The sequence below is a fragment of the Paenibacillus puldeungensis genome (assembly GCF_042678945.1).
GTDB lineage: Bacteria > Bacillota > Bacilli > Paenibacillales > Paenibacillaceae > Fontibacillus > Fontibacillus puldeungensis.
Map to the genome: position 1 here is coordinate 94,411 of NZ_JBHTLM010000007.1, position 16,488 is coordinate 110,898.

Genomic DNA, 16,488 nt, shown 5'->3' on the forward strand with positions numbered 1-16,488 from the left:
AGAAGAGGCGGCCCCCCCTTCTAGCTGCACTATTTACAACCAGTTTTCTAAGAATGCCATTAAGCATTATTCATAGAAAAACCCGCAAACGGTTAGCCTCCGCTGCGGGTCCAGGGTAAGAAAGGGGAAGACGGGCTCTATGTGCTACGGTCGATGGCCGCTTTCAGGCGGTATTCTTTTGGCGTTGTCCCAAAGCGGCGCTTGAACAACCGATAGAAATAACTTTCATTGCCGAAACCGACCTTCTCCATAATTTCCACCACAGTAAATTGCTGTTCCTCCAGGTACAGCCGAGCTTGTTCAAGGCGGGCTTCATTGATCTGATCGACCACCGAAATCCCTTCCTGCTCTTTATACACTTTTCCCAAATAAACCGAGCTCATTTTCAGCATGTCGGCAATCCGCTGCACATTGAGGTCGGGATCGGCATAATGCTTGTCGATAATTTCCTTTACAGTGTCCGCCAGTAGCCGATTCTTGTTTTCGCGCCCGCTTTGGCGCTGCTCAAACACCTCATGGACTACCTCCATGAGGACGGCCTCGATTTCCTCCAATGTTTCCTTCTCCAGGATACGCCGATTAATCGCCTGCAGGTTGATGGATACCGGATTCAAATTGTGATGGTTCATTTCACCAAGCGTGTTGCTCAGCGTGACCGCCAAATGCAGCAATGCGGAGAACATGTTCTCGAAGCTGAACTTTCTAAGCAGAGCTATCCAGTTTGAGATCGCTTGCTCCGTCTCTTCTGGGCCCCCGCTTTTCAGTCCTTCTGTCAGTCGGCGTTCCAGCTCTTGAGGTATGCGGAATGACTGGTTCTCCTCGTTCATGCGAATTCTCTCTGGAACAAGCAACGCCCCCTTGCCGAAAATCATGCGATAATTCGCGTGACGGATCGCAAGGTTATAATGCTGCGTCAACCGAAGGTAATCTGGAATTATCTCGCTTAGCGTTACGGTAAAGGTGATCCGGTAGTAGCTTTGAATCATCTTCTGTAGCTCCCGACAGCTCTCCTCCAGTGTTTCCAGTGCGTTTTCCGAGCCGCTCACGATAAAGACAAGATGGCCGCTTTTCATATCTGCGGCTTCGCAGGCGCAGCTGCGGCCCAGAAGCTCCTGACCGATGTTGGCGATGGCAAAATAAAGCAGCGACTCTGTTTGTGAGCCCGGCTCCGCGTTTAACCTATGTACATCGTCCATCTGAACGAGTGCGAGCCTGATCGGCGATGGGTAAGCGATATCTATTCCGTACTGCTCCCTGATTCGCAGAAACGTTGACTCATCTATGCTTTCGCTAAGTCCGATCAAGCTTCGCAAATGATACGTCTTAGCGATGTTAAGCTGCGATGCCCGTTCCTGCTCCAGCCCTTTCAGCTTTCCAAGCATTTCCGTCAGATTCGCGGCAATAAGCGACAGCTCATCCTTGGCCTGCGGACCCACTCGCCCACCAGGCGGAACCAAGGTTAGCAAGTGCCCGATCGGTTTATAAAGCCGCATCGAGAAGAAAACAGACAACAGCACGGCAAGCAGAGCCACAGATACCGTCACCGCGATTTCCGTCCATCTCATTTGGCGGACGCTTCCCTGCACATCGTCATAATCCTGCAGGCTGATGATTTGCCAGTTGTTCAAGGCTTTGCTTAAATAAGTGACTTTGTATTTCCTGTCATCATTCGTATAGATAAATGAATCCAGTGTTTTGCCCTTTAGGCCGATGCGCTTAAGCAAATCCCCCTTAATATCAAGCCCTGGAGGCAGCATGCGGTCGTTAGAAATGAGCACTCTTCCTTCGCTATCCGTGACGAACAGCACGTCGTTTTCTCGTTCGGCCACACGATTAAGCGCTTTCAGATTGTCCAACATCCATCCCGTCTTCACCGTAAGAATGAGGACATTGTTGTTGACGGAACCGAGCGAAGGGCCGTCATAAATCAAAAAAGCGAAAACATCGATGCCGTCATTCCTTCCATCAAGGTCGAGCGGAATCAGCTGCAGCTTCGGCAGTTCGGGGCGGGAGGTCATGTATGCTTCCAAAGCTTCGTAAAGACGGCGGCTGTCCATATCGTGATTCAGCGACGAGAAGAAACGATGCTGCTTGCCATTGTAGAAGACGGCGGCGTGCAAATAGGGTGAGGCGGCAACCGTGTGATTGAGTCGTTCGATTTTGAGGATGCTCTGCCTGTAATCATCACCGGACTTCAGCGCTATTAGCTCTTCATCGTTGTATAAGGATACCGCCAGATCTTTGACGATGCCGTTCATGTTTTCAATGTTGTAATTGATTTGGGTAAGCAGCTTGCGGTCGGCTTCATTGTGGAGGCTGAGCACCTGGTCGCGGGCGACAGCGTTCAAAAAAAGGGAGGCGGCGGCCAATATGGCAACAACAGGCATAAAGCTGAGCAATATCCGCTGCAAATATTTACGCGAACGGAGCGTTTGCAGCAAATTCATCGATTCTCCCTCCCAGCTTATAGGGCGATTTTGGGTGACCTTACTATATCCTCCACGATTTTCGTTGTCAATCCTACTTCCGGGCGAATTATTATTGCTTAACTATCATCACACTAATCAGTAATGGTGGTGTCTTCGTCACCTTTGTATTCTAATATATCTCCAGGCTGACATTCCAAAGCTTTACAAATCGCCTCTAAAGTTGAAAATCGAATCGCTTTTGCCTTTCCATTTTTCAATATAGAAAGGTTCGCCATCGTTATTCCAACTCTCTCCGAAAGTTCTGTCACACTCATTTTTCTTTTAGCCAGCATCACATCAATATTGATAATAATCGCCATTGTTTTCACCTCAGACCGTCAAATCATTTTCTGCTTTTATATCAATAGCCTCTTTTAAGAGCTTTTGGAGGACAGCAGCAAAAACGGCAATCACCATGGAGGCAAAAATCATAACCATTCCAATGACTATGATCCCCGGGGCATCGTCCTTCTCCGCCATGAGATAAAAGAGTGGCATGCCTACCACAAACAAGCTACTGAATGTAATTGCACAGTACTTAATATTTTTTAAAGCACGCACAGATAGTTCCGAGAAAGCTTTGTTCTTGTCAATATAGCTTAACAGTTTAAAGGCTTGATAGAGAGCCAAGTAAAAAGGTAACGCTGCTGCATACAGATCAATGAATACGAGATATTTCAAAAAAGCATAATCCGGATACAACTCTGCTGCAAAATTCGCTATCCCAGGCACCAAAAATATACATATAGCAAGAACTGGGATTCCTATAAAAATAACAGCTATCTTCAAAAAAAGTGTTGTTCCTCGTTCCATAAAAGCCCCTCACTTATCCTCAAATTTAATCTGACACTAACATATAATTTATCGTTTTACAATAAATAATTACTGGTATTAGATATATTATTGTTGTTATGCAGACAGAACTAGTCAAGGGCTTTATTAGCGGGTTAGATGGAAGATGTAATCATATCAAAAGCTTGATCAGGATCATCAGTGTCGTATAGCTCCAGCCAAGCCCCATAATCCCCCTCGTAACGGATTTTGCCGTTATGCAGGAAGATAATATGACAGTCCAGATGCTTAAGATCATTTAGTTGATGGGTAGATAACACGACTGTTTTATTCCGCTCGATTAAGCCTTCGATCATTCGAAAAATCTGATTTCTCGATGTCGGATCAACACCACTTGTCGGCTCATCGAATAAATACAGCTCCCGATCGGCTTGCTCCGCAAGCATTGTCGTGAACAGCCATCTTCGTTCTCCGACAGACATCTTTCCGATCTTGATGTCCCACAATCTCTGAAGCAAAAGTCTCTCCCGTTCCCGGTCGATCGGTATGTAATCTGAGCATGACGAGCTTGCTGGCTGGCTGCTGATTCTGCGAATAAATTTGCAAAAGTCTTTTCCTTTGATTTCGGGGGAGAAGAATACAGACTGGGTGATATATAAAATTTGCTCCAGACTGGGAAAATGGGCCACTCCCGATTGTGGACGTAATATGCCGGCCATCAGATCAAACAGCGTCGTTTTGCCCGCGCCGTTCGGGCCGACCAAAACGTTAATTTTATTCGGATGCAGCTCGAAATTGACGCCGTTTAGTACAGGATACTTTGCTTTTTTATAGGTAAATACGATATTCTCGGCTTTCACCCGGTTTGCTCCCTTCTCACATTACCTTTGAATATAAGAGATCAGATTCATTTTTTTATAGGAGAATAAACCTGCGGCTACATAAACGATACAAGAGGCCACAAGCAAATATGGAAATGCCCCATTTTTCAGGAAAACAATCATATGATTGATGAAACCGAACGGGTTCATAAAAGTCCAAAAGGAATTATAGTGGTCGGTGTTCGCGGCCAACAGGAAAAGAGGATTAAGAACAATGTTGATCACGGTGCCAAGATCGCTGATTTTCAGCGGAAGGACCGTCAGCACCAGTGTCAAAAGTCCGAACGGCAAACTGCAGAACATAAGCATGAGAGAGTCCCACAAAAGATTCAACGAGAAAACATCGAAATACAGTCCGACAATCACATTAAAGATCGTTAGGCTGAGATAGCAAAAAACGAGTTGGGTGACAAAAGTGGCTAAGACAAATGGAGATTTGCCTCCGGCGATTAATACATATGTCTTGAGCAGCCCGTATTCTCGCATGCGGGCCAGCAATAAGCCGATTCCATTCACAAATGACGCAACGATGATATAGGTCCAAATCCACCCCATATATAGAAGCTTCTGATCCTCAAGGGTCAAGCTGCTTGTGACACTGTCCTGAAAAAAAAGCGCCATCACCACAGGAAGCACAACCGTCCAAAAGAAGGTGATTTTCTCCAAGACCAATATTTTTAAATTCAAAATCGTAAATCCGTATACTTTGATGAGCATGCCGTCCCCTCTTCACTTTTGACTTAAAATGGCTAATTATTTGTAATACGTAAAATACTAAACAACTAATCATGTCGAAGTAAGGGGAAAGTGGTCGAATTTTCTGAATGATTATTATTTTTTGTTAGAATTTAGGAGGTAAGGCGGCGTAATAGTACAATTGCGGTGGTGTATCGCGGGTAGTCTATGGTTAATCCTTTGGCTGGATAAAATAAGGGAAAATTAGGGCCTTATTTGGCCTATTTCCCCTCTCTATACGAAAATAGGAGAAAATCATGTACCTATTTCTCCTTTTTCCCTGTGAAACCCACTGCATAAGCGGCTTTAACGGAAAATAAGGCCATAAAATTCCCCTATTATTTCAAAATGCGCTCATTTTGCTTGAATAAGGCCATTTTTTACCCTTATACTCAGCGGCACGCTTTGGCAGCGCGCTAATCCACCAGTGCTGCGACGGCCGCGTTGTGGAATTTGGAGCGCAGCCCGGCGATGGAGCGTTCACGGCCGTAGTGAACGCGGTTGGTCAGCAGTACGCAGACCAGTTCGCGGAGCGGGTCGACGTACACGCTCGTCCCCGTGAACCCGGTGTGTCCGTAGGACACCGGGGAGAACTGGTCGCCCGCGGCGTCAAACGGATCGCCGCGGAGCACCCACCCGAGGCCGCGCTTCCCGCCGGGAACGCCGGCCGTGCAAGTGCGGGTCGCCACCTCCACAGCGGCGGCCGACAACACCCGGCGCCCGGCGGCGCTGCGCCCGCCGCCCAGCCACATCTCCGCGTACGACGCCAGGTCGTCCGCGGTGGAGAACAGGCCGGCGTGACCGCTCACGCCGCCCATGGCCCTGGCGTTCTCGTCGTGTACGACGCCGAGAACGCAGCCGCCGCCGAGCCCCGGGTCGGGCTCGGTCCCGGCCATGCGCCGGCGCAGCGAAGCCGCCGGCAGGTAGCCGCTGGCCGCCATGCCCAGCGGCGCAAACAGCGCCGTCGCCGCAAGCGTAGCGAGCGGCGTCCCCGCCACCTCGGCGACGATCTCGCCGAGCAGGATATAGCCGAGGTCGCTGTATTCCACCGCCGACCCCGGCTCTGATTTAAGCGGGGCTCCGCAAACCCGAGCGATGATCTCCTCCCGGCTCCAGCCATGGGAATACAGATTCATGTACGGAGCCAGCCCCGCCGTATGTGTAAGCAGATGGCGGATCGTGACGATGTCCGCATGCTGTCCTTGCGCTGCCGTAAATGCCGGAAGATATGTCGTCACAGGGTCGTCAAGCTGCAGCTTGCCTTGATCAGCCAGCATCAAAACCAGCGGCAGCGTGACGACCACCTTTGTCAGTGATGCGCAGTCGTAAACTGTATCAAACGACACCGGCACTTTTCCGCTTTCGTCATCCACGGCGTTGCCGCAGGCAAAGCGAACCCGCTGACCATACCGGGCAATGACCGCCACCCCGCCCGGTATGTCTCCTTGTACAACCGCCTCGCGGAGAGTATCCCCGATTTGACTGGCCTTTTCCAGGCTCATTCCAAGCGCTTCAGCCGCCGAAGTATCACGAAGATCCGTTATTAGGCACATGCTTCATTCTCCTCATCTCACATTTACTATTATCCTACCGTTCTGGTTAGCTATCGTTAGTGCTATTATATAATGTAGATTTTTTATTTCAATAACAGTTTTAACACATGAAAAATAATTTCATATAAACTTCTAAAACTCATTCTCACAAAACAAGGCTGCCCGCTAGGTCCAAAAAAACCTAAGGCAGCCTTGTCGTTAACTCGCCGAGCCTATTTTATTTTTTTCGATAATGAGATCAGTGCACCGTATTACTTAACACCTTTATCATACTGGAGATAAACAACCTGGGTTTGCAAATATTCGTTCAGGCCGTGCTTGCCGTCGGCGCCGCCGATCCCGGATTTTCTCCAGCCGGCATGGAAGCCCTGCATAGCTTCGAAATTTTCACGGTTAATGTACGTTTCCCCAAATTTCAGCCGCTTGATTGCCTTCATCGCAACATTCAGGTTTTGCGTATACAAAGAAGACGTCAGGCCGTATTCGCAATCATTGGCGAGCGCAATCGCTTCGTCCAAATTGCTGAAGAAAACGATCGGAACAACCGGACCGAAAATTTCCTCCCGAACAATCTCCATCTCATTGGTCGCATCCACGATGACGGTTGGTTCAAAAAAGGCACCTTTTCCATCCACCTTTTTGCCGCCGCATAAAACCTTCGCCCCTTCTTCTACCGCAAGGTTTACCTTTTGCTGAACGGAATCCTGTGCGGCCTTGTTGATGAGCGGCCCCATTTGAATGCCCGTCTCTTGAAGCGGATCGCCGTATTTGACCGATTTCATCGCTTCGACAAGGCGGTTCGTGAATTCATCCTTAATCTTCTCATGCACGTATACACGTTCCGCGCAGTTGCACACCTGTCCGGTGTTAATAACGCGGGAGTCCACAATCGCTTTGACCGCAAGATCAAGGTCGGCGTCATCCATGACGATCGCTGGCGCTTTCCCGCCAAGCTCCAAGCTGACTTTGATGATGTTCTCGGCAGCGGCTTCCATTACTTTTTGTCCGGCAGGAACGCTGCCTGTCAGACTAACCATCCCCACCCTCGGGTTGCTGGCCAGCTCTTGGCCAACCTCGCCGCCGCGGCCGGTAACTAGGTTAAAGACGCCCTTAGGCAGTCCGACTCGATCTACGATTTTTGTAAATGCAATCGCATTGTTCGGAGATTCGGCACTTGGTTTTACGACGATCGTATTCCCTGTAATAAGCGCCGGTGCCATTTTTCTCGCAATCAGGAAGAAAGGGAAGTTCCAGGGCAGGATGCCCGTGGTTACGCCGATCGCTCTTTTGAATACGAAAATATTTTCATTATCGCGGTCGCTCTGAACGATTTCGCCTTCATAACGCCGCGCCCATTCCGCCATATAGTCCATATAGTCCGCCGTAAAATTAACCTCTACGGTGGAAAGCTCCAGCGTCTTGCCCACCTCTTCCGAGATCAGCCGCGCGATATGGTCCGATTCCGCCCGAATGCCGTCCGCAATCGCATGCAAATATCTTCCCCGCTCCACGGCAGGCGTCTCTTCCCATGCTACCTGTGCAGCCTCAGCTGCATCGATTGCGCGTATGACATCCGCCTTCGCAGCTTTCGGAACCTGTGAAATCACTTCATCTGTTGATGGGTTCGTTACGTCCATCCACTCTCCGTTTTCCGACTCCGTAAACTGGCCATCGATGTACATCAGATGTTTCTCCATTGGTACTTTCCCCCTTAGATTAAAATTACGGCTTTACTCACGACGAATTGTAAGCGTTGTCAGTGACTTTTGTCAACTACAATCATAGCATGCCTATGATAAAATATATGTTTTTATGTTGATTTTGTATGTTGTTTTTCCCCTTTTTGCGTTACACTTATCTCCGTAAAATACTTTATTCAAAATTAAAAACAACAGAATCAAAATAAAATGCCGCCCTATACCCAAATAGGTCCGACAGAATAGATGGAGGGATTGTATGAAAGTCAGCATTTTTTCAACCTGTCTAGTTGATCTGATGTTTCCAAATGTGGGAAAAGCGATGGTCGAGGTGCTTGAGAGGTTGGGTTGTGAAACCGACTTTCCGGCTTCCCAGGTTTGCTGCGGACAGCCGACTTACAATAGCGGTTACCTTGAAGACTCCAAAAATGCCATGAAAAACATGATGCTCGCCTTTGAGCATTCCGACTATGTCGTTGGGCCTTCAGGTTCGTGCGTCGCGATGTTTCATGAATACCCTGCAATTTTTAAGGGAGATCCCGAGTGGGAATTGAAAGCGATTGCACTCAAAGAGAAAAGCTTTGAATTCACCCAGTTTATCGTACGTTTGCTGGGAATCACAGATGTCGGAGCCCGGTTGGACGGAATCGCCACCTATCATAGATCCTGCCATATGACCAGACTGCTTGGCGAAAAAGAAACACCTTTCCTGCTTCTGGAGAATGTGTCCGGCCTTCAGCTCAAGCCGCTGAAAAACCTGGACAATTGCTGCGGCTTCGGGGGCACCTTTTCGGTCAAAATGCCGGAAATCTCCGAGCAGATGGTCGATGAGAAGTCTGCCTGCGTCATCGATACCGGGGCTGACATTTTGATCAGCGCCGATATGGGCTGCCTGATGAATATCGGCGGGCGCTTGTCGCGTGAAGGTAAAACAATTCGAGTCATGCACATCGCCGAGGTGCTGAATAGTGTGCCGGAATCCGTGAAAGGAGGCGCTTTGGTATGAGCCTGCAAATCGACAAGCGAAAGTTTGGCGAGCGAACCTCGGATGGGATCGACAACGAGTTCATGCGCAGCGCCGTCAGTTCGGCGCAGGACAGCTTGAAGGCCAGACGTCTCTCCGCCGCTGAGGCTTTGGGAGAATGGGAGCAGTGGCGGGAGCTCGGCCAGCAAATTCGCCAGCACACGCTGGCGAATTTGGATTACTATCTGGAGGAGCTGGCCCTGAATATTGAGAAAAAGGGCGGACATATCTATTTTGCCAAAACGAAAGAAGAAGCGAGCAGCTACATCCGGGATGTCGTCGTGAAGAAGAAGGCGAAAAAAATCGTCAAATCCAAATCGATGGTCACGGAGGAAATCGAAATGAACCGCGTGCTGCTCGATGCTGGCTGCCAGCTGGTCGAGACCGATCTCGGCGAATATATCCTTCAGGTGGACGATTGGGATCCGCCGTCCCATATTGTAGCTCCGGCGCTGCATAAGGACCGGACCCAAGTCAAAAGAGTCTTCGCCGAGCACCTCGGCTACGAGGGGGATGAAACGCCAGAGCACTTGGCTCGGTTCGCGCGGAAGGTACTGCGGGAGAAGTTTCTTGAAGCCGATGTCGGCATCACGGGCTGCAACTTCGCCATCGCGAATTTGGGAGCGATCAACCTCGTCACGAATGAGGGTAACGGAGACCTGACCGCCGCCATCCCGAAAACGCATATTGCAGTGATGGGCATGGAGCGCATCGTACCCAGCTTAGAGGAAATGGAAGTCCTCGACAACCTGCTCTGCCGCAGCGCCGTCGGCCAGAAGCTGACCAGCTACATTACAGTGATGGGCCCTTCGCGGCCCGGAGATTCAGACGGCCCTGAAGATTTCCACCTCGTTGTCGTGGACAACGGCCGCTCTGATATTTTAGCAAGCGAATTCAGCGAAGCGCTTCAATGCATCCGGTGCGGAGCCTGCCTCAACGTTTGCCCGGTCTACCGGCATATCGGCGGCCACGCCTACGGCTCCATCTATCCCGGCCCAATCGGGGCGGTAATTACGCCGCTCTTAGGCGGCTATGATGACTTCAAAGAGCTTCCATTCGCCTCAAGCCTGTGCGCCGCCTGCACCGATGTCTGCCCGGTGAAAATCCCGCTGCACGAACAACTGATCCGGCATCGTCAGAACATCGTCAGCGAGAACCGAACAAGCTCCGGCGAACGTATGCAGATGAAGGCGATTAGTAAGGTGACGTCTTCGCACTCCTTGTTCGGAAAAGCTTTAAGGTTGGCGAATTCGGGCAGCAAGCTGCTGAGCAAGCATGGTAAAATCGTACGCGGACCTTCGATGATCCGCGGCTGGATCGACGTCAGGGACATGCCGCAGCCTGTGAAGCAAAGAGATAGCTTCCGAACCTGGTACGAAACACGCAAAGGAGGCGACAGAAAGTGACAATTTCGAATCGCGAAGCTTTTCTGGACAACATCGCCGCTAAGCTTGGGCGGGAACGAAAGCGTGACGTCAAACGTCCGGCATGGATCCATCATGTCCACCAGGAGACGCTGCAGGGGAAAACAACGGAAGAACTCATCGATATTTTTAAAAAGCAATGTGCCCTTATCCATACCGAAGTGATCGAATCCACTCCCGAGGCTTTGCAGAAAACGCTGGATGGCCTTATCGACGCTTACGGCGGAGGTCCCATCATTCGTTCGGGTGATCAACGCTTTACTGAGTACGATCTTACATTCACGGGAGACTCCTATATCTGGCAGGAAACCGCGGGACGCGAGGAAAATATTCGCCGGGCCGCATCGGCCAATACGGCGATTGTTTTTGCGGACTATGCGCTGGCCGAATCGGGTACGATTGTCGTGGAGAGCCGCCCCGATCAAGGCCGGTCGCTGCATTTTCTCCCTACGCATTACATTGCAATTATTGAGAAAAAGCGGATCGTCCCCCGCTCCACGCAGGCGGCAGCCGACCTCAATCGGCGCATCGAAGCCGGTGAGCCGATCGGATCCTGCATTAACCTGATCTCCGGTCCATCCAACTCGGCCGACATCGAAATGCAGCTTGTCGTCGGCGTTCATGGCCCGCTTCAAGCGACCTATGTACTGATCTGAAAACTGATCTGAGGTCAGTCGCTTACACCTTTAACACGCTGGCCATGGCACCTTCAGTCAGATATAGATGTAAAATGTGCATCTAAAATGATTATTTTTTCCACTTTATATATTTTAATTGTATAAAGTACATTTAAAAGCCCTCTTAATCCTGGCCATCGGCCTTGTTAGGCTAAATAAATGTACTTTTTGCATTTATTTTCCTTAATTTCGGAGGAAGCCGTAAATTAAGTGTATAAAGTACATCTAACCGATGAAGGGACAATAGCCAAGCATTAAACTGTCCTAGACAGGAATCGCCCCACCATTTATGGCTATCTGACATAAGTTATATGAAGCGCCCCCCTCAATTCATATAACACGAACAACGGTAAAATGACTAAGATATCCGACACGATATCCGGCGGCGTAATCGTAATCGCTGTTATAATCAGCGCCTTGTCCGAATTTCCCCCCGCTTTGTTAATGACATCATCAAAGGCAGCAACGTCGTCATAGCGGTAACCTTTCCTTGCAGCAGGCCTAAAAAAGCAAACTTTAATAGCTCTATAAATTTATCCTTGATGATCCTCCAGCAATATGATTCATGTCTGTCAAAACCAAGCAGCTTACATAAACCAAAGCGTCACTGTGAAAGCGAAAATTGACTGTTATAAAGCTGCGCGTAGTGTCCTCCGGAGCGCAGAAGCTGCTCATGCGTACCGCTTTCCACGATGTTTCCGTTCATCATGTACAAAATAAGGTCCGCCTCCCGCACCGTTGAAAGCCGATGGGCAATCACGAAGCTCGTTCTTCCTTGAATCATGCGCTGAAATGCCTTCTGAATGCGTATTTCCGTCCGGGTATCAATGCTGCTGGTCGCTTCGTCCAAAATCAGCATCGGCGGGTCTACCAGCATCACGCGGGCGATCGTCAAAAGCTGCTTTTGTCCTTGGGAAAGGTTATCTCCGGATGCAGAAATGAGCGTATCGTACCCGTTTGGCAGACGTTTGATGAAGCTGTGCGCATCGGCGGCTTTTGCAGCTGCGATGATTTCATCCTCCGTTGCTTCCGGCTTGCCGTAAGCGATATTGTCCCGGATCGTACCTGCAAACAACCAAGTATCCTGGAGCACCATACCGAAGCAGCGGCGTAAGCTATCCCGGGAAATGTCGTTGATATCCGTCCCGTCGATCTTGATCGAACCGCTGTCTACATCATAAAAACGCATCAGCAGGTTCACCAGCGTTGTTTTGCCCGCTCCGGTATGGCCGACGATGGCGACCCGCATACCGGAATTCACCTGAAGGCTGAAATTCGAAATTAACGGCTTTCCAGGATTGTAAGAGAAGCTCACCTGATCAAAAACGATACTCCCCTTGCACTGCTGCCGCTCTATTGATTTCACCGCATCCGGGCTTTCCGGAGACAAATCCAGTATGTCAAAAATACGCTGGGCTGACACAACAGCTGCTTGCAACTGTGTAAGTACCCCGGTGATCTCGTTAAATGGTTTCGCAAACTGATTTGTGTAAATCACAAATGCCGACAACCCGCCTATGGTGACGTGACCGCGAATGATCGCAACGCACCCGATAATGGCGATGATCGAGAAGATCAGATTGTTCACCAAACGCGTGCTTGGGTTTGCGAGCGAGCCAAAAAACTGCGCTTTTACCCCTGCATGGTAAAGTCGATCGTTTTCCTCTGTAAACTTTTCATAAGAGCGGTCCTCAAATTGCAGCGCCTGGACTACCTTCTGGCCGCCGATCATTTCCTCTACATATCCGTTTAGGTTGCCCAGCACCTTTGCCTGTTCCCTGAACAGCTTCTGGCTTTTCACGGTGATGAACCGGGCCGTCATATAAGCGGCGGGAGTCAGCAAAAGGACGACCAGCGTAAGCAACGGACTCGTATAGGTCATTAACGCAATCGCCCCGATCAAGGTAAGAATCCCGGTGAGCAGCGTGGAGAAGCCCTGCAGAAGCCCGTCCGATACCGCATCCATATCGTTCACGAAGCGGCTGATGCTGTCTCCGTGCGGATGATTGTCATGGAAGCTCAGAGGAAGCTTGTTTAGTTTTTCAAAAAGATCCTGCCTCATATCGTTAACCGATTGATACGCCATCTTGTTCGTCAATATGATCAGTAGCCAGTTGAACAAGCTTCCCGCTGCATAGATGATGATCATAATCCCAAGCAATCCCAAAATGCTCTTAAAATCCACTTTTACGGGACCAACCATCAGATCGATCGCCTTGCCGATCAGCAGCGGTCCGATAAGGCTCGCTCCTACGCTAAGAGCAGCGCTCAGCAGCGCTCCCCAAGATACCAGCCGATACTGTCCGGTATAGCGCAATAGACGATTCCATGTATTTTTGCGGCTCATGAGCTCTTCACCTCGGATGTCGTTTGTGAGATATAAATTTCCTGGTAAACCTCGCAGCTGCCCAATAAATCATCATGCTTGCCGACACCGGCGATTTTTCCGTTTTCCAGCACGATAATCTGATCTGCCTGGCGAATCGTACTGACCCGCTGGGAAATGAGCAAAACCGTCATATCTCTGCTATGCTCCGCAATTGACCGGCGCAGCGCCGCATCCGTTATAAAATCAAGCGCGCTTGCCGAGTCATCGAGGATCAGAATATCCGGATTTGTGATGAGCGCACGAGCGATCGTTAACCGCTGCTTCTGACCGCCTGACAGATTAGCCCCTCCTCTGGCTACCGAAGTGTTATAACCATCCGGCAGCCCGGCTATGAACTCATCGGCTTGTGCGATTTTGGCTGCCAGCCGTACCTCTTCATCCGAAGCTTCCTCGTTGCCGAAACGGATGTTTTCGGTAATCGTCCCGCTAAACAGGATCGCCTTCTGCGGAACAATACCGATCTTGCGCCGCAGCTTGCGTAATGTGTAATTTTTTACATTGATGCCGTTAATGAGCACTTCTCCGGTCGTAACATCGTAAAACCGCGGAAGCAACTGGACGAACGTCGATTTTCCCGACCCTGTACTGCCAATGATGCCTACCGTTTCGCCTCGCTTGATTTCGACATTGATGTCTTCAAGCACCGTGTCCCCTGTCGTATTGTAGCCAAAGGACACATGACTAAAGCGAATCACCGGAACAGTTTGCTCTGCTGCCTGATCCTTTTCCTCGTTTGCGTCCCTGATGGCTGCCGGAACCGGGTCAACAATGGATGACGTAGCTTCCAGAACTTCATTAACCCGACCAGCGCAGGAGGAGGCTTTTGTAAACAAAATGATGAGGTTCGAAACGACGATCAACGCCAGCAAAATTTGCGTGATGTAGTTAATGAAGGCGATGAGTTCGCCCTGCGAGAGCCTGCCTTCATCGATATGTATGCCGCCGAACCAAAGGATGGCGATAATCGCTCCGTTGAGCACCAAGAATGTAAGCGGGCTGAGCAGCGACGAGATTCGGCCAACGCGAATCGCCGTAGTGGCTAAATCCTCGGAAGCCTTGGCAAACCGTTCTTTTTCTCCCTTACGTTTGGCAAAGGCGCGGATGACCCGCACACCGGTCAGATTTTCACTGACGAGCTGAGCTATCCGGTCCAGCTTTTGCTGATAGGCACGGTACATCGGCGCGGATCTTGAAATAATGAAGTACAGGATCAAACCAAGGATCGGAGTCGCAGCCATCAACACTAAAGACAGCCTAAAATCCAGAATCATCGACATAATTAAAGCACCGATACAAATAAATGGAGCGCGAATGACTAGCCGAATCAGCATCGCTACGGCGAGCTGAAGCTGATTGACATCGCTCGTAATTCGGTTGATTAATGAGGAGGTGCCGAAGTGGTCCAGCTCAGCATAGGAAAAGCCGGATATATGCTTATACAGCTTGTTGCGCAGGAGCGTCCCAAAGCCTTGAGAGGCTAAGGCAGCATAATACTGGCAGATCAGCGAGCTTCCATATCCCAGAATGGACATGAGAACCATAAGCAGCCCGATCCAAATGACATAAGAGGTGTCATGCTTCGCGACCCCGTGATTGATCATGAGCGCCAGCATCGTAGGCAGCAGAAGCTCCAAAATCGCCTCAAGCAGCTTGAAGATGGGGCCTAAAATACATTCCTTGCGAAAAGGCTTTAAATATGCTGTGAGTTTGTACAATCCAACCATCCCTATCATTCTCGTGTCATTGACAATATTCTACTAACGATTATGATTATGACATACGCAAAACCATATAAATAATATATTTTTTATATGTTATTTATATTTTTTACATATATCTAAAAGGTGGTAATGACTTATGGATATCCGGCAGCTTAAATACTTTTTAATGATCGCTGAAGAGGGGCAAATCACTTCGGCTGCGAAAAAGCTGCAAATGGCTCAGCCCCCACTGAGTCAGCAGCTAAAACAGCTGGAGGAGGAACTAGGGGTGAAGCTTGTGGAGCGCGGTCCGCGAAGCGTACACCTCACCTCGGCCGGTGAAATCCTCAAAAACCGTGCGGAACAAATCGTGGAGCTGACGGAGTCTACCGTGAAGGAGATCGCCGATTTCGTCAAGGGCTGGCAAGGAACACTTTCGATTGGAACGGTATCCTCGTCTGGGGCAACGCTGATGAAAGAGCGGCTGATCGAATTTTTCCGAGACCATCCGGGCGTGAGGTGCGAAATCCATGAAGGAAACACCTTTCATATTATCGACCTGCTTACTGCAGGAATTGTAGAGGTTGGAGTCGTTCGCACACCGTTCCATGCCGGAGCAAACATTGGCTGCCGATATGCGGATTGGGAGTCGATGGTGGCGGTGATGACTCATGAAAATGACTGGGCCGCAGCAAGTAGTCGCATTGAGCTCTCTGAACTCCGGGATAAGCCGCTGATCATTTACCGGCGGTTCGAGCAGCTGATTCAAGAAACTTGTATGAATCAAGGGTTTGAGCCGATTGTTTTTTGCAAAAATGATGATGCTCGCACAACCCTGCTATGGGCCGGCACTGGCCTCGGCATCGGTATCGTTCCAAGGTCCGCCGTAGCCTTGGCTGATTGCTCCAATCTCGTTGTCAAAGAGATAAACTGCGACGACTTGCGGACCCGGATTGCAGCTATATGGAAGAAGGACAAATATATGTCCTCTCTAGCCGCTCGGTTTATTGAAAGTTTCAGCTAACAGTTAGGTTGCGGATGGTAGTTGCCGCTCTTCAGCTTATTTTGGATTACGACTCGGTGCGATGGAAGCTGAGGATGCCCGAATAAAACCCCCAGCTCCAGCAACTATAATGTACTGGGGTCGG

General features: G+C 49.7%; 13 protein-coding genes. 4 read left to right on the forward strand and 9 right to left on the reverse strand.

Annotated elements, in window-relative coordinates; all coding sequences use genetic code 11:
• Nucleotides 1-137: 137 nt before the first annotated feature.
• The 7 genes from ACFQ3W_RS11700 to aldA form a co-directional block, all read right to left on the reverse strand.
• Nucleotides 138-2,447: a helix-turn-helix domain-containing protein gene (locus ACFQ3W_RS11700; RefSeq protein ID WP_379319412.1), complete on the reverse strand. Its 2,310-nt coding sequence runs from the start codon at nucleotides 2,445-2,447 to the stop codon at nucleotides 138-140.
• Between the two features lie 113 nt (nucleotides 2,448-2,560).
• Nucleotides 2,561-2,788 (reverse strand): helix-turn-helix domain-containing protein, encoded by a 228-nt coding sequence (locus tag ACFQ3W_RS11705; protein ID WP_379319413.1) that lies wholly within the window; start codon nucleotides 2,786-2,788, stop codon nucleotides 2,561-2,563.
• 10 nt (nucleotides 2,789-2,798) lie between these two features.
• On the reverse strand, nucleotides 2,799-3,281 hold the full coding sequence (locus tag ACFQ3W_RS11710; protein WP_379319414.1) for a DUF2975 domain-containing protein: 483 nt from the start codon (nucleotides 3,279-3,281) through the stop codon (nucleotides 2,799-2,801).
• Between the two features lie 134 nt (nucleotides 3,282-3,415).
• Complete coding sequence (locus ACFQ3W_RS11715) at nucleotides 3,416-4,120, reverse strand: AAA family ATPase (RefSeq protein WP_379319415.1); 705 nt, start codon at nucleotides 4,118-4,120, stop codon at nucleotides 3,416-3,418.
• 21 nt (nucleotides 4,121-4,141) lie between these two features.
• Nucleotides 4,142-4,858 carry a hypothetical protein gene (locus ACFQ3W_RS11720; RefSeq protein WP_379319416.1) on the reverse strand — a complete coding sequence of 239 codons (717 nt, stop codon included), beginning with the start codon at nucleotides 4,856-4,858 and terminating at the stop codon, nucleotides 4,142-4,144.
• 434 nt (nucleotides 4,859-5,292) lie between these two features.
• Nucleotides 5,293-6,378, reverse strand: a complete 1,086-nt coding sequence (locus tag ACFQ3W_RS11725; RefSeq protein WP_379319417.1) for a serine hydrolase domain-containing protein — start codon at nucleotides 6,376-6,378, stop codon at nucleotides 5,293-5,295.
• A 302-nt stretch (nucleotides 6,379-6,680) separates the two neighbouring features.
• Complete coding sequence (gene aldA / locus ACFQ3W_RS11730; RefSeq protein ID WP_379319418.1) at nucleotides 6,681-8,126, reverse strand: aldehyde dehydrogenase; 1,446 nt, start codon at nucleotides 8,124-8,126, stop codon at nucleotides 6,681-6,683.
• Nucleotides 8,127-8,385: 259 nt separating this feature from the next.
• Here aldA and ACFQ3W_RS11735 point away from each other — a divergent pair, with 259 nt between their 5' ends.
• The 3 genes from ACFQ3W_RS11735 to ACFQ3W_RS11745 are packed head-to-tail and all read left to right on the forward strand — an operon-like array spanning nucleotide 8,386 to nucleotide 11,230.
• Nucleotides 8,386-9,132 (forward strand): (Fe-S)-binding protein, encoded by a 747-nt coding sequence (locus ACFQ3W_RS11735; protein ID WP_379319419.1) that lies wholly within the window; start codon nucleotides 8,386-8,388, stop codon nucleotides 9,130-9,132.
• Entirely contained in the window at nucleotides 9,129-10,556 is a 1,428-nt protein-coding gene (locus tag ACFQ3W_RS11740; protein ID WP_379319420.1) for a LutB/LldF family L-lactate oxidation iron-sulfur protein, read from the forward strand. Before ACFQ3W_RS11735 ends, ACFQ3W_RS11740 begins: the two co-directional genes overlap by 4 nt.
• The gene (locus ACFQ3W_RS11745) at nucleotides 10,553-11,230 is read left to right on the forward strand and encodes a LutC/YkgG family protein (protein ID WP_379319421.1); all 678 of its coding nucleotides are present in this window, start codon (nucleotides 10,553-10,555) and stop codon (nucleotides 11,228-11,230) included. Before ACFQ3W_RS11740 ends, ACFQ3W_RS11745 begins: the two co-directional genes overlap by 4 nt.
• Nucleotides 11,231-11,855: 625 nt before the next feature.
• Here ACFQ3W_RS11745 and ACFQ3W_RS11750 read toward each other — a convergent pair.
• Both ACFQ3W_RS11750 and ACFQ3W_RS11755 read right to left on the reverse strand, forming a co-directional pair.
• On the reverse strand, nucleotides 11,856-13,598 hold the full coding sequence (locus tag ACFQ3W_RS11750; RefSeq protein WP_379319422.1) for an ABC transporter ATP-binding protein: 1,743 nt from the start codon (nucleotides 13,596-13,598) through the stop codon (nucleotides 11,856-11,858).
• Nucleotides 13,595-15,355 carry an ABC transporter ATP-binding protein gene (locus ACFQ3W_RS11755; RefSeq protein WP_379319423.1) on the reverse strand — a complete coding sequence of 587 codons (1,761 nt, stop codon included), beginning with the start codon at nucleotides 15,353-15,355 and terminating at the stop codon, nucleotides 13,595-13,597. Before ACFQ3W_RS11755 ends, ACFQ3W_RS11750 begins: the two co-directional genes overlap by 4 nt.
• A 142-nt stretch (nucleotides 15,356-15,497) precedes the next feature.
• On the opposite strand from ACFQ3W_RS11755, the gene ACFQ3W_RS11760 reads away from it, so the two are divergent.
• Nucleotides 15,498-16,364 carry a LysR family transcriptional regulator gene (locus tag ACFQ3W_RS11760; protein ID WP_379319424.1) on the forward strand — a complete coding sequence of 289 codons (867 nt, stop codon included), beginning with the start codon at nucleotides 15,498-15,500 and terminating at the stop codon, nucleotides 16,362-16,364.
• Nucleotides 16,365-16,488: the final 124 nt, after the last annotated feature.

Excerpts from the sequence above, each read along its gene's own strand:
- ACFQ3W_RS11735 (WP_379319419.1), top strand. The coding sequence starts at position 8,386 with ATGAAAGTCAGCATTTTTTCAACCTGTCTAGTTGATCTGATGTTTCCA.
- ACFQ3W_RS11700 (WP_379319412.1), bottom strand. The coding sequence starts at position 2,447 with ATGAATTTGCTGCAAACGCTCCGTTCGCGTAAATATTTGCAGCGGATA.
- ACFQ3W_RS11720 (WP_379319416.1), bottom strand. The coding sequence starts at position 4,858 with ATGCTCATCAAAGTATACGGATTTACGATTTTGAATTTAAAAATATTG.
- ACFQ3W_RS11710 (WP_379319414.1), bottom strand. The coding sequence starts at position 3,281 with ATGGAACGAGGAACAACACTTTTTTTGAAGATAGCTGTTATTTTTATA.
- ACFQ3W_RS11740 (WP_379319420.1), top strand. The coding sequence starts at position 9,129 with ATGAGCCTGCAAATCGACAAGCGAAAGTTTGGCGAGCGAACCTCGGAT.
- ACFQ3W_RS11725 (WP_379319417.1), bottom strand. The coding sequence starts at position 6,378 with ATGAGCCTGGAAAAGGCCAGTCAAATCGGGGATACTCTCCGCGAGGCG.
- ACFQ3W_RS11750 (WP_379319422.1), bottom strand. The coding sequence starts at position 13,598 with ATGAGCCGCAAAAATACATGGAATCGTCTATTGCGCTATACCGGACAG.
- aldA (WP_379319418.1), bottom strand. The coding sequence starts at position 8,126 with ATGGAGAAACATCTGATGTACATCGATGGCCAGTTTACGGAGTCGGAA.
- ACFQ3W_RS11760 (WP_379319424.1), top strand. The coding sequence starts at position 15,498 with ATGGATATCCGGCAGCTTAAATACTTTTTAATGATCGCTGAAGAGGGG.
- ACFQ3W_RS11705 (WP_379319413.1), bottom strand. The coding sequence starts at position 2,788 with ATGGCGATTATTATCAATATTGATGTGATGCTGGCTAAAAGAAAAATG.